The organism is Radiobacillus deserti (assembly GCF_007301515.1).
GTDB classification, from domain to species: Bacteria; Bacillota; Bacilli; order Bacillales; family Amphibacillaceae; genus Radiobacillus; species Radiobacillus deserti.
The window spans coordinates 2335986-2349277 of sequence record NZ_CP041666.1 but is presented as its reverse complement, the minus strand read 5'-3'; the positions used below and the strand labels follow the sequence as shown (position 1 = coordinate 2349277).

The 13292-nt window shown below is 43.4% G+C and carries 9 protein-coding genes and 3 rRNA genes; 9 read left to right on the top strand and 3 right to left on the bottom strand.

The features are described from left to right. Positions 1-83: 83 nt before the first annotated feature. From FN924_RS12425 to rrf, 3 genes are all read left to right on the top strand, one after another. Positions 84-1646: ribosomal RNA gene (locus FN924_RS12425) — 16S ribosomal RNA — on the top strand. Between the two features lie 346 nt (positions 1647-1992). Beyond that, positions 1993-4902 (top strand): 23S ribosomal RNA (locus tag FN924_RS12420). A gap of 113 nt (positions 4903-5015) precedes the next feature. After that, a 5S ribosomal RNA gene (gene rrf, locus FN924_RS12415) occupies positions 5016-5131 on the top strand. Together the 16S, 23S and 5S rRNA genes form the textbook arrangement of a ribosomal RNA operon. A gap of 101 nt (positions 5132-5232) precedes the next feature. On the opposite strand, the gene FN924_RS12410 is transcribed toward rrf, so the two are convergent. After that, positions 5233-6492, bottom strand: coding sequence for a BaiN/RdsA family NAD(P)/FAD-dependent oxidoreductase (locus FN924_RS12410; RefSeq protein ID WP_143894952.1), 1260 nt, complete (start codon positions 6490-6492; stop codon positions 5233-5235). A 120-nt stretch (positions 6493-6612) separates the two neighbouring features. Between FN924_RS12410 and FN924_RS12405 the strand changes: the two genes are divergently transcribed. Next, complete coding sequence (locus tag FN924_RS12405) at positions 6613-8241, top strand: putative polysaccharide biosynthesis protein (RefSeq protein WP_143894950.1); 1629 nt, start codon at positions 6613-6615, stop codon at positions 8239-8241. 11 nt (positions 8242-8252) lie between these two features. Then, positions 8253-8969 (top strand): pseudouridine synthase, encoded by a 717-nt coding sequence (locus tag FN924_RS12400; RefSeq protein ID WP_143894948.1) that lies wholly within the window; start codon positions 8253-8255, stop codon positions 8967-8969. 55 nt (positions 8970-9024) lie between these two features. Here FN924_RS12400 and FN924_RS12395 read toward each other — a convergent pair whose 3' ends face one another. After that, the gene (locus FN924_RS12395) at positions 9025-9243 is read right to left on the bottom strand and encodes a DeoR family transcriptional regulator (RefSeq protein WP_143894946.1); all 219 of its coding nucleotides are present in this window, start codon (positions 9241-9243) and stop codon (positions 9025-9027) included. Between the two features lie 155 nt (positions 9244-9398). Here FN924_RS12395 and FN924_RS12390 point away from each other — a divergent pair, with 155 nt between their 5' ends. From FN924_RS12390 to FN924_RS12375, 4 genes are all read left to right on the top strand, one after another. Continuing rightward, complete coding sequence (locus FN924_RS12390; RefSeq protein WP_143894944.1) at positions 9399-10418, top strand: ion channel; 1020 nt, start codon at positions 9399-9401, stop codon at positions 10416-10418. A 92-nt stretch (positions 10419-10510) separates the two neighbouring features. Next, positions 10511-11074, top strand: a complete 564-nt coding sequence (gene thpR, locus FN924_RS12385; RefSeq protein ID WP_143894942.1) for an RNA 2',3'-cyclic phosphodiesterase — start codon at positions 10511-10513, stop codon at positions 11072-11074. Positions 11075-11083: 9 nt separating this feature from the next. Further along, positions 11084-12007, top strand: a complete 924-nt coding sequence (locus FN924_RS12380) for an NERD domain-containing protein (protein WP_143894940.1) — start codon at positions 11084-11086, stop codon at positions 12005-12007. A 158-nt stretch (positions 12008-12165) separates the two neighbouring features. Then, entirely contained in the window at positions 12166-12951 is a 786-nt protein-coding gene (locus FN924_RS12375; RefSeq protein ID WP_143894938.1) for a phosphotransferase family protein, read from the top strand. On the opposite strand, the gene FN924_RS12370 is transcribed toward FN924_RS12375, so the two are convergent. Beyond that, positions 12948-13229 (bottom strand): YtzH-like family protein, encoded by a 282-nt coding sequence (locus tag FN924_RS12370; protein ID WP_143894936.1) that lies wholly within the window; start codon positions 13227-13229, stop codon positions 12948-12950. The genes FN924_RS12375 and FN924_RS12370 overlap by 4 nt on opposite strands. Positions 13230-13292: the final 63 nt, after the last annotated feature.

Here is a 13292-nt window from a genome sequence, read left to right as displayed (position 1 = left end):
TGATCCTTGAAAACTGAACAAAACAACCAGTATGTTAAGTAAGATTTTAGCTAGCTTTATTATTGAGTAAAGAACTCAAAACTCTATTGGAGAGTTTGATCTTGGCTCAGGACGAACGCTGGCGGCGTGCCTAATACATGCAAGTCGAGCGCGGGAAGCTATCTGACCCCTTCGGGGTGACGATAGTGGAACGAGCGGCGGACGGGTGAGTAACACGTGGGTAACCTGCCTATGAGACTGGGATAACTCCGGGAAACCGGGGCTAATACCGGATAACACTTTTTCCTGCATGGGAGAAAGTTGAAAGGCGGCTTTTGCTGTCCCTTATAGATGGACCCGCGGCGCATTAGCTAGTTGGTAGGGTAACGGCCTACCAAGGCAACGATGCGTAGCCGACCTGAGAGGGTGATCGGCCACACTGGGACTGAGACACGGCCCAGACTCCTACGGGAGGCAGCAGTAGGGAATCTTCCGCAATGGACGAAAGTCTGACGGAGCAACGCCGCGTGAACGATGAAGGTTTTCGGATCGTAAAGTTCTGTTGTTAGGGAAGAACACGTACAAGAGTAACTGCTTGTACCTTGACGGTACCTAACGAGAAAGCCCCGGCTAACTACGTGCCAGCAGCCGCGGTAATACGTAGGGGGCAAGCGTTGTCCGGAATTATTGGGCGTAAAGCGCGCGCAGGCGGTTTCTTAAGTCTGATGTGAAAGCCCACGGCTTAACCGTGGAGGGTCATTGGAAACTGGGGAACTTGAGTGCAGAAGAGGAGAGTGGAATTCCACGTGTAGCGGTGAAATGCGTAGAGATGTGGAGGAACACCAGTGGCGAAGGCGACTCTCTGGTCTGTAACTGACGCTGAGGCGCGAAAGCGTGGGGAGCGAACAGGATTAGATACCCTGGTAGTCCACGCCGTAAACGATGAGTGCTAGGTGTTAGGGGGTTTCCGCCCCTTAGTGCTGAAGTTAACGCATTAAGCACTCCGCCTGGGGAGTACGGCCGCAAGGCTGAAACTCAAAAGAATTGACGGGGGCCCGCACAAGCGGTGGAGCATGTGGTTTAATTCGAAGCAACGCGAAGAACCTTACCAGGTCTTGACATCCTCTGACAACCCTAGAGATAGGGCGTTCCCTTCGGGGACAGAGTGACAGGTGGTGCATGGTTGTCGTCAGCTCGTGTCGTGAGATGTTGGGTTAAGTCCCGCAACGAGCGCAACCCTTGATCTTAGTTGCCAGCATTTAGTTGGGCACTCTAAGGTGACTGCCGGTGACAAACCGGAGGAAGGTGGGGATGACGTCAAATCATCATGCCCCTTATGACCTGGGCTACACACGTGCTACAATGGATGGTACAAAGGGCAGCGAAGCCGCGAGGTGAAGCAAATCCCATAAAACCATTCTCAGTTCGGATTGTAGGCTGCAACTCGCCTACATGAAGCCGGAATCGCTAGTAATCGCGGATCAGCATGCCGCGGTGAATACGTTCCCGGGCCTTGTACACACCGCCCGTCACACCACGAGAGTTGGCAACACCCGAAGTCGGTGAGGTAACCTTTTAGGAGCCAGCCGCCGAAGGTGGGGCCAATGATTGGGGTGAAGTCGTAACAAGGTAGCCGTATCGGAAGGTGCGGCTGGATCACCTCCTTTCTAAGGAAAGATAACGGAAGCCAGCTCTTCGGAGCTGGTCAGAGACATACTTGGTTGTTTGGTTCAGTTTTGAGGGATTAAAACCCTTCAATGAACTTCTGTTAAAACCGTCACGTCCTGTGACAACACAGAAGTCACCACGTCATGTGGAAGTTGTACCTTGAAAACTAGATAAGAGTATTAGGAAGTGAAGGCGACTGCTCAGCAGCGTACGGATAGGAAAGCTCGCGTAGAGTCTTCGTAGAAGACTTGTAGAGAGATTGCCTATACGCTAGCTGTTAGGAGCCGGAACTAGACTAAACAAGACATCAATTTTAGTAAAGACCACGTCTTTTCACAGACTATTAGTTAAGTGAAGAAGGGCGCACGGTGGATGCCTTGGCACTAGGAGCCGAAGAAGGACGGGACGAACACCGATATGTCTCGGGGAGCCGTACGTAGGCGTTGATCCGGGAATTTCCGAATGGGGAAACCCACTGCTCGTAATGGAGTAGTACCTATATCTGAATCCATAGGATATAGGAGGCAGACCTGGGGAACTGAAACATCTTAGTACCCAGAGGAAGAGAAAGCAAATGCGATTTCCTGAGTAGCGGCGAGCGAAACGGAAACAGCCCAAACCAGAAAGCTTGCTTTCTGGGGTTGTAGGACACTCTATACGGAGTTACAAAGAAATAGTGTAGACGAATCGATCTGGAACGATCAGCCGAAGAAGGTAAGAGCCCTGTAATCGAAAGACTGTTTCCTCCAGAGTGGATCCTGAGTACGGCGGAACACGTGAAATTCCGTCGGAATCCGGGAGGACCATCTCCCAAGGCTAAATACTCCCTAGTGACCGATAGTGAACCAGTACCGTGAGGGAAAGGTGAAAAGCACCCCGGGAGGGGAGTGAAAGAGAACCTGAAACCGTGTGCCTACAAGTAGTCGGAGCCCATTAACGGGTGACGGCGTACCTTTTGTAGAATGGACCGGCGAGTTACGATCTCTTGCAAGGTTAAGTCGTATAGACGGAGCCGCAGCGAAAGCGAGTCTGAATAGGGCGTTGTAGTAAGGGGTCGTAGACCCGAAACCGTGTGATCTACCCATGTCCAGGGTGAAGGTCAGGTAACACTGACTGGAGGCCCGAACCCACGCACGTTGAAAAGTGCGGGGATGAGGTGTGGGTAGGGGTGAAATGCCAATCGAACACGGAGATAGCTGGTTCTCTCCGAAATAGCTTTAGGGCTAGCCTCAAGAAATGAGTACTGGAGGTAGAGCACTGATTGGACTAGGGGCCCTCATCGGGTTACCGAATTCAGTCAAACTCCGAATGCCAGCTACTTTATCTTGGGAGTCAGACTATGGGTGATAAGGTTCATAGTCGAAAGGGAAACAGCCCAGACCACCAGCTAAGGTCCCCAAGTATACGTTAAGTGGAAAAGGATGTGGAGTTGCTTAGACAACCAGGATGTTGGCTTAGAAGCAGCCACCATTTAAAGAGTGCGTAATAGCTCACTGGTCGAGTGACTCTGCGCCGAAAATGTACCGGGGCTAAACGTATCACCGAAGCTGTGGATTGTTCTTACGAACAATGGTAGGAGAGCGTTCTAAGTGCAGCGAAGTCAGACCGTAAGGACTGGTGGAGCGCTTAGAAGTGAGAATGCCGGTATGAGTAGCGAAAAAGAAGTGAGAATCTTCTTCACCGAATGCCTAAGGTTTCCTGAGGAAGGCTCGTCCGCTCAGGGTTAGTCAGGACCTAAGCCGAGGCCGAAAGGCGTAGGCGATGGACAACAGGTTGATATTCCTGTACCACCTCCTTTCCGTTTGAACGACGGGGGACGCAGTAGGATAGGGAAAGCGCGCCGCTGGATGAGCGCGTCCAAGCAGTGAGTGAGTCAGATAGGCAAATCCGTCTGGCAATCACAAGCTGTGATGGGGAGGGAAATATAGTACCGAAGTTCCTGATTTCACACTGCCAAGAAAAGCCTCTAGTGAGGAAAGAGGTGCCTGTACCGCAAACCGACACAGGTAGGCGAGGAGAGAATCCTAAGGTGATCGGGAGAACTCTCGTTAAGGAACTCGGCAAAATGACCCCGTAACTTCGGGAGAAGGGGTGCTTCTTGCATGAGAAGCCGCAGTGAAAAGGCCCAAGCGACTGTTTAGCAAAAACACAGGTCTCTGCGAAGCCGAAAGGCGAAGTATAGGGGCTGACACCTGCCCGGTGCTGGAAGGTTAAGGGGATGCGTTAGCTTCGGCGAAGCGTTGAACCGAAGCCCCAGTAAACGGCGGCCGTAACTATAACGGTCCTAAGGTAGCGAAATTCCTTGTCGGGTAAGTTCCGACCCGCACGAAAGGTGCAACGACTTGGGCACTGTCTCAACGAGAGACCCGGTGAAATTATACTATGCGTGAAGATGCGCATTACCCGCGACAGGACGGAAAGACCCCGTGGAGCTTTACTGTAGCCTGATATTGAATGTTGGTACAGCTTGTACAGGATAGGTGGGAGCCTGAGAAACCGGAGCGCTAGCTTCGGTGGAGGCGCTGGTGGGATACCACCCTGGCTGTACGGACCTTCTAACCCAGGACCGTGATCCGGTTCGGAGACAGTGTCAGGTGGGCAGTTTGACTGGGGTCGCCTCCCAAAGAGTAACGGAGGCGCCCAAAGGTTCCCTCAGAATGGTTGGAAATCATTCGAAGAGTGTAAAGGCAGAAGGGAGCTTGACTGCGAGACCTACAAGTCGAGCAGGGACGAAAGTCGGGCTTAGTGATCCGGTGGTTCCGCATGGAAGGGCCATCGCTCAACGGATAAAAGCTACCCCGGGGATAACAGGCTTATCTCCCCCACAAGAGTCCACATCGACGGGAGGTTTGGCACCTCGATGTCGGCTCATCGCATCTGGGGCTGTAGTCGGTCCCAAGGGTTGGGCTGTTCGCCATTAAAGCGGTACGCGAGCTGGTTCAGAACGTCGTGAGACAGTTCGGTCCCTATCCGTCGTGGGGCGTTGGAAGTTTGAGAGGAGCTGTCCTTAGTACGAGAGGACCGGATGGACACACCGCTGGTGCACCAGTTGTTCCGCCAGGAGCATAGCTGGGTAGCTACGTGTGGAAGGGATAAGTGCTGAAAGCATCTAAGCATGAAGCCCCCCTCAAGATGAGACTTCCCATCATTTTAAATGAGTAAGATCCCTCAGAGACGATGAGGTTGATAGGTTCGAGGTGGAAGCATGGTGACATGTGTAGCTGACGAATACTAATCGATCGAGGACTTAACTAAAGATCAAAAGCGGAAGTGTCCCGTGGACACTCGAGCTGGCCGTGGCTCTAGCTCGTTTGATTGTCTAACTCTTATCTAGTTTTTAGGGTACAAACTCAACTCTACATTAAAGGTCTAGTGGCAAGAGCGAAGAGGTCACACCTGTTCCCATGCCGAACACAGAAGTTAAGCTCTTCAGCGCCCATGGTAGTTGGGGCATTGCCCCTGCGAGAGTAGGACGTCGCTAGGCAAATGAAAACTTCTAAGCATTTTTGCTTAGAAGTTTTTTGTTTTACAGTGTTTTAAACAAAAAGCCCTCTCGTGAGGGCTACTTAAATCCGTACACTATTACTATGCTAGAGCTTCCCAAGCGGCATTCATTCCTGCAATTCTACCTGTAACCATCGCGGAAGTTATGTTGTACCCACCAGTGTAGCCGTGAATATCAAGAATTTCCCCACAAAAATATAGGCCGTGCATTATTTTAGATTGCATCGTATTCGGTACAATTTCTTTCGTCGAAACACCGCCACCAGTTACAAATGCTTTATCCATTGGAAGAGATCCATTTACGGTAAAAGTGAATCCTTTTAAATCTGATATAAAATTTCGAATTTTTTCCCGGGAAATATTGGCAGCTTTTTCTTCTAGACGAATTTCACTTCGCTCTAATAGGAAATCTAAATAGCGTTCTGGCACAACGCCTTTAACCAAGTTTTTAAAAGACTTCTTTGGATTTTGTTCGATTAATTGAATATATTCTTCTAATAATTTGTCCTCGAAATAATCGGGTATTGCATCAATCTTTATCGTAACGCTTTTGTGTCCTTTTCGTAATTCCTTGACTACAAATTGGGAGCAGCGTAAGACTGCAGGTCCAGAAATCCCAAAATGGGTGAAAATCATATCCATCTTATGTGAAATAATTGATTTTCCTTTTTCATTCAGTACAGAAACATCAGAATCCCTTAAGGAAATACCTTGTAAGGTTTTTTGCTTTATAAATGGTTCGTTCGATGTTAATGGTACTTCGGTAGGATATAAATCTGTAATTGTATGCCCTGCGTTTTTCGCCCAAGCATAACCGTCACCTGTGCTTCCTGTATGTGGAACTGCTTTACCACCTACTGCTAAAACCACAGCATTTGTTTGAATTTTTTCCTTAGATTTTAAAATCACGGTATGATGGTTATCCCCATATTGTATGGCCTCTACGGGACTATTCGTTCGTATTGTAACGTGGAGTTCGTCTAGACGGTTTAACAAGGCATTAACAACTGTTTTTGCAGAGTTGCTAACGGGAAACATTCGCCCATGGTCTTCTTCTTTTAATGCCACTCCTAATCCTTCGAAAAACTCGATAATATCGTAATTATTAAATACGGAAAAGGCACTATATAAAAATCTTCCGTTTCCAGGAATATGCTTTATTACTTCATCTTGAGGAAGTCGGTTCGTTACATTACATCTACCACCTCCTGAAATCGCTAGCTTCTTTCCTAGTTTATCCCCTTTATCTATGAGTAAGGTTTTAGCGCCATTCTCAGCAGCTGCAATGGCAGCCATTAAGCCTGAGGGCCCTCCACCTATAACTACAACTTGAACATTCATGTATGTACTTCCTTTCCTGTCACGAATTCGTATTCAAATAAACATGCAGTAGTTCTGTCTAAGTCTACACTTTATGATAAAATAGATTCGTTCGATTATCCAATAATTGCAGGTGAAAAAATGTCAACTTCAAATATATTACGAGGTACGATGCTGCTTACGGCAGCTACTTTTTTATCAAAGTTCCTTGGAATGATTTATACTATACCATTTAATGAATTAGTAGGAGCTACAGGTGGAGCTCTATATGGCTATGCCTATGGTCCTTATAATATTTTAATAAGTATGTCTACTATTGGTGTACCACTGGCTGTGTCAAAATTTGTATCTAAATATAACGCCATGGGGGATTACTATACCGGGCGAAGAATGTTCAAAGCTGGCATGAGTCTCATGATCATAACGGGTATCATAGCATTCCTTATTTTATATTTTAGTTCTGGATTGCTAGCAAAAATCTATGTTCCGTCAAATGATCCATCTGGAATTATTGCAGAAGATGTAGAAATGGTATTAAAAATGATTAGTTTTGCTTTACTTATTATTCCAAGCATGAGCATTATTCGTGGATTTTTCCAAGGGTATGAATCCATGGGGCCAACTGCTTTGTCACAGGTTGTAGAGCAAATTGTTCGTATCGTATTCCTGTTAAGTGCCGCTTTCCTAATTATTCATGTATTCAGTGGAAGTGTGACAACAGCAGTAGGATATGCCGCATTCGCTGCTTTTGTTGGAGCAGTGGCTTCATATATTGTTCTAGGTCTATACTGGAAGAAACGAAAACAGTATTTGGATCGCCAAGTTGCAAGTCAACGCAAAACGCATCAAATCCCATTGAGGGACTTATACAAAGAGTTGTTCCGATATGCAGGGCCATTCGTATTAGTAGGATTAGCTACACCACTTTACCAACAGATTGATGCGATAACCTTTGAAAGAACGATGAGTGCCATTGGCCAAGGGGAAATATCCGCGATTGCTTTCTCCAACATCAGTGTGTACGGTCATAAGCTTGTTATCATTCCGGTTACAATTGCGACAGGGCTTTCCTTAGCCATTCTACCAGCAATCACTAAATCGGTTACTGAGCGGAATATGCCCCTAGCATTCCGTCAGATTAATCAATCCTTACAAATCGTCATGCTACTTGTTTTACCTGCTTCCGTCGGTATGTCTCTGCTATCATATGAAGTTTATGGGGCATTTTACGGTATCGAAAATATTAATATTAATGGACCATTACTTGCTTGGTATGCACCTGTTGCATTATTGTTTGCTTTCTTTACCGTTACGTCGTCTATTTTACAAGGTATCAATCAACAAAGATTTGCAGTTACAAGTCTTGGTGCAGGTTTACTACTTAAAATCTGTTTGAATGTGCCTCTTATGTATGCACTAGGGGCAAAAGGAGCAGTAGTTGGAACATCTCTTGCTGTTCTGACAGCTATTATTTTAAACTTCTGGAGAATTAAACAAACGATTGGTTTTCCAATGCGAGAATTCACGAAGCGATCTTCGTTAATGGCTATCTTTACAATTTTAATGACAATGGCGGTTCTCATTACGAAGTGGATATTAGGTTTCTGGATATCCTATGAAGATAGTCGTTTTGCGGCTATTGTTACGTTAATGGTGGCAATTCCAGTGGGGGCTTTAGTATATTTATGGTTCAGTTATGAATCAACGTTATTTGAACGGACTTTAGGAAACCGAGTTCGGATATTTGACCGTATATTTAGAAGAAGATAAAGGAGCATTCTATGAGAATCGACAAGTTATTATCGAATATGGGGTTTGGAAGCCGAAAAGAAGTAAAATCCCTTCTGAAAAAAGGGATTGTTACCCGTAACGGCGAAGTAGTAAAAAATGGTCAAGACCAAGTAGACCCAAATCACGATGAAATAAAGGTTGCAGGGGAAGAGATTGAGTACAAAGAGTTTGTCTATCTTATGATGCATAAACCACCAGGCTGTGTCTCAGCAACGGAGGATAATCGTGATCAGACCGTAATCGATTTATTAGAGCCAGAGGATGCAATCTTTGAGCCTTTTCCTGTAGGAAGGTTGGATAAGGATACGGAAGGCTTACTTCTTCTGACGAATGATGGCAAGTTGGCCCACCAGCTATTGTCGCCGAAAAAACACGTAGGAAAGACATACTTTGCTCGTGTGGAAGGTGTGGTTACCGATTCGGATATTTCAGCTTTTGCAACCGGGGTTATGTTAGATGACGGTTATGTAACGAAACCAGGAGAACTAACGATTCTAAAAAGTGGAGAAATCTCTGAAATAGAGCTAACAATTACAGAAGGGAAATTTCATCAAGTTAAACGAATGTTTCAGTCTGTAAACAAAAGAGTAGTGTACTTAAAGAGGCTAACAATGGGAAGTCTTCAATTAGACGAAGAACTTCCTATTGGAACATATCGAGAGCTTACCGAGGACGAGCTAACTCGTCTAAAGGAACAACATATATAAGTTCAAGAAACAAAAAAATAGGCTGACCATCCGTCAGCCTTTCATTTAATTTTATTTAAGAAATTTTAACTCGTTTTTCAGTGATTTTCCATCGTCCCCGATTCGGACTTGTAACTAGACCGTTATGCTCTAACACGTTTAAATCTCGCTGCACAGTTCGATCTGTAATCCCAAATTCCTCTGCCAATTCTGTAGTGGAGACTGTCCCTTTTTCTCTAATATAAAGGTATTCAGCCTTAACACGAGTAAGCATACGGGTTGTTGATTGATTCAAAAAACCACTCCTTAATATACATTTCATATACCTGTGGTGCCACTGAATCTAGAAGTTATTCTAATTTTACACTATTTTTATGATGGAATGCTAGATGTATGAAAAAAATTTACGGACAATTCAAGAAATTAAAGAAAATTTAAGGGGGTCGAAAAATGATTATTTTTAGAAGAATATTACGAAAAGTGGTGAAAATACAAAATACTTTCCTATTCCTTGGAAGTCTGCTCATGATTGTATTGGCTTCCTATCTCGTTGTTGCTGTAGAAAAAGAATCATTCCCCACGTTTTTTGACGCATTTTGGTGGGTGATGACAACCGTTACAACCGTTGGTTACGGAGATTATTATCCGGTCTCTTTCGCAGGAAGAATGATTGCTTTATTTTTATATGTGTTCGGTATCGGGATAATAGGAATTGTCATTGGGAAAGTAGTAGATAGCTTATCAAGCTTTCGAATCAAAAGGGAGGAAGGAAACATCGTGTTTAAAGAAAAAGATCATTATATTATTATAGGCTGGTCTCAAAAAGCTAAATTTGCTATAGATGAAATTGTTAGAACGATGCCAGATGCGGATATATTAATCATTGATACACTAGAGAAAGCACCTCTTTTAAAGGAGCATATACACTTTTTGCATGGTCATGCTTCCGAAACGGAAGTGCTAGAGAAAGCAAATATAAAGGAAGCTAAAGCAGTCTTGATTTTTGCGAACGATCAAATCACGGACGGGCAGTTAAATGATGGTAGAACCTTGCTCATTGCTTCTGCAATAGAAGCCTATGCTCCACATGTACATACTGTTGTTGAAGTGATGGAAGAAGCACACATTAAAAACTTTGTTCATGTTAAAGTAAATGAATTTATTATTTCGAATGAAACTATTTCTTCCTTGTTTGTCCGTTCTGCATTTCACGAAGGGATGTCACGTCTGTTCGGGCAGTTATTACGGCGTTCCGTAGGGGAGGATCTGTTTCACGTGCCGACGAATCCGGAATGGAAAACGTATAAGGATGCGTTTAATGCTTTATTAGATTCTGGGGCTACTCTCGTTGCAGACAGGGATGACTTAAGCATCAATCGATCCCTCGATAAAGAAATACCAGCTGATGCCAAATTGTTCGTCATATGTGATGAAAACACTTATCAAACACTTATACAAAATATCTCTTAATATTCTCCTTGGAACCATGCATGTTCTTTCTATTGAAGGGGATTATGGATAATAAGATGAACAGCAAGATATACGGGAGGAAAAAGTGAAACATGACAAATGACGCTCATTACTTCATAGGGATACCCATTCGAGAGGATATTCAAAATTGGTTGGCCGAGTGGCAGGAAATGTTACAAAGAAAAGGACAAGTAGCTTACAAAAGCTGGACACATGTCTCTGATCTACATATAACTTTATTGTTTTTAGGTGGCGTATCGGAGAACAAAATTACAGAAATCATAGAAGAACTGCAAAAAATGGACGGTTTAGAAAAATTCCATGTGAATATTGGGACCGTTGGAACGTTTGGAAAGAGATCACAGCCAAGAGTACTTTGGGCAGGAGTTGAAGGGAACAAAGTACTTAACAATCTGCAAGAAAAGGTAGCGAATACCTGTGCAATGTTTGGGTTTAAAAAGGAATCACGGCCATATCGCCCTCACATTACACTAGCGAAAAAATGGGATCCATCCTTTGCAAAAGAGTTAATGCTTCCTGAATCAGAGGAATTTTTGGCAAGGAAGGACATGTTGGTGGACCACTTGGTCGTGTATAAAATACACCCATCGAAATCTCCAAAATATGAAATCGTTACTGCTATCCGTTTGAATTGAGGTGAAATCGTGACACAGTTAGTCAAATTAGAAGACTATGTTTCCAGATATGAACGGGATATTTATCATTATCCAGGTCAGTTTATTCGGCTAAAAAAAGAAAATTGGAAAAAACTCCGTGAGCAATGGGAGAACCAACGGTACTCTGCAGAGGGAATTAATGAGGATGAGCCTACTGAAGCAGATTCATCCATCTGGAATCTGTTTAAACGAAAAGAAAAAGAAGAGTTGTTGGAAATGGTTGTCGATAAGCCGAGGCTTCCACAAAATGAGGCAGCTCTTAAGCAATATTACTTAGATCAGTTAGTATCCTTACAGTTAAAATGGGCATCCACAACAGTGAACGAAATGTCGTTCTTAGACAGAGGGTATAAGGATGATTTCGTCCTTAAATATTTCTTGCAAAGATTTCCGGACACATATTTATTATTTTATCATCCCATTTTTCACATTAAACAGTCGTTTATTGAAGGAGAAATCATTCTTGTTACCCCTATAGGAATTGACATTATTACATTATTAGAAACAAATTCTAGTATGACCTTTATGTCGAATGACGATCGGACCTGGATGAGGGAACATAATCAGATACGATCCAAAATATTGAGTCCAATGCTCGGATTAAATCGAACTGAAAAATTAGTGCGAAGCATGATGAAAGCCCACAGTATAGAGTTCCCTATAACGAAGATTGTTTTATCGAGAACAAATAAGATTCAAGCTGCTCAAGAACCATATCAAACAAAATATATTGGTAAAACAGAGCATGACCGTTGGTTACAAGAAAAACGCTCGCTTGTTTCTCCGTTAAAGCATATTCAATTGAAGGTCTGTGATATTCTCTTAAAGCAATGTGCAACGAATGCTTATAAGCGACCGGAGTGGAATGAAAATGAGGGTGGAGAGCAAAATATGGGGTCATTTGGTGAATAAATTCAAAGTAACTTGTAAAATGTCAAAATTTATCCTTGAAAAATAGGTCGAAAATGGGTTAATCTATAATATGTCTCACTTTAAATTTATGATGAAATGCAACATTAAATAATTGATAGATTAATAGAATTTCAACGTGCAAAATGAGGGTGAAAACAGTGGATTATTTATTTGGAACGGATTGGACAATCACGCCTGCAGGTGGTTCAACTGGAGAAGCATATATGGCAGCAAATTCAGAGAAGCGCCTTTTCTTAAAGCGAAACTCTTCTCCGTTTCTAGCTGTTCTCTCAGCAGAAGGAATTGTTCCTAAATTACTATGGACAAAAAGAATGGCGAACGGTGACGTTATTACAGCTCAACACTGGTTAGAAGGAAGAGAGCTGGACCCTGAAGAAATGCAACATCCTCAAGTTGCTCGAATGCTTAGCAAAATTCACCATTCTCCGGAGTTATTAGACATGCTCTTGAAAATTGGGAAAGCTCCGATTTTACCTCAAGATTTGTTACAAGAGGTGAAAGTACATGTCCGAACTGCACAACCAGACCAAATTGAATTGTATCAGGCTTATAAATTCTTAAAGGAGACTTTACCTTTTGTTGAAAACCAGCAACAAGTAGTCTGCCATTGTGACTTGAATCATAATAATTGGTTATTATCAGAGGACGGTCAGCTGTTTCTAATTGATTGGGATAGTGCCAAAGTGGCAGATCCAGCCCTGGATATCGGGATGTTGTTATTTTGGTACATTCCAGAAAAAGACTGGAAAATGTGGTTGAACAAGTATGGGGAGACAAATGATCATATTAAAGAGCGGATGTATTGGTATTTAATTTTGGATCATGTGAAGCACTTTTTAAACCAAAAAGAAAAAAACAGTGCCAAAGCCTTGCAGTATTTAAATCAATTGAGAAGGCTTTTGGCACACGTACAGTCGAGTTAATCACTTAATTGAATTGAATCTACCCAGTTTTGTAAATTGGCTTGGTTCGAGGTAATATGCTCATCAAGATTTTGAGCAAGCTCACCTTGTCTTCCGTAATTGTATATTTCCGGAAGTAATTGTAGAATTTGTTGATCGTCAATGGATTCATTAGCCATAACGGATTGTACGATTCGCTTAATTTGCTGACATTCTGATATGCGTCCACAGCATTCTTCTCGATGTTCACTTAATAAATCATGTAAGACTCTTAATTGATCTTCAACTGTTAATGACATCTATACCCCACCTTTGTCATTAGTTTGTACCGATTCAGAGAAAATATTTCTTTTTCCATGCAA

Excerpts from the sequence above, each read along its gene's own strand:
- FN924_RS12370 (WP_143894936.1), bottom strand. The coding sequence starts at position 13,229 with ATGTCATTAACAGTTGAAGATCAATTAAGAGTCTTACATGATTTATTA.
- FN924_RS12390 (WP_143894944.1), top strand. The coding sequence starts at position 9,399 with ATGATTATTTTTAGAAGAATATTACGAAAAGTGGTGAAAATACAAAAT.
- thpR (WP_143894942.1), top strand. The coding sequence starts at position 10,511 with ATGACAAATGACGCTCATTACTTCATAGGGATACCCATTCGAGAGGAT.
- FN924_RS12410 (WP_143894952.1), bottom strand. The coding sequence starts at position 6,492 with ATGAATGTTCAAGTTGTAGTTATAGGTGGAGGGCCCTCAGGCTTAATG.
- FN924_RS12405 (WP_143894950.1), top strand. The coding sequence starts at position 6,613 with ATGTCAACTTCAAATATATTACGAGGTACGATGCTGCTTACGGCAGCT.
- FN924_RS12400 (WP_143894948.1), top strand. The coding sequence starts at position 8,253 with ATGAGAATCGACAAGTTATTATCGAATATGGGGTTTGGAAGCCGAAAA.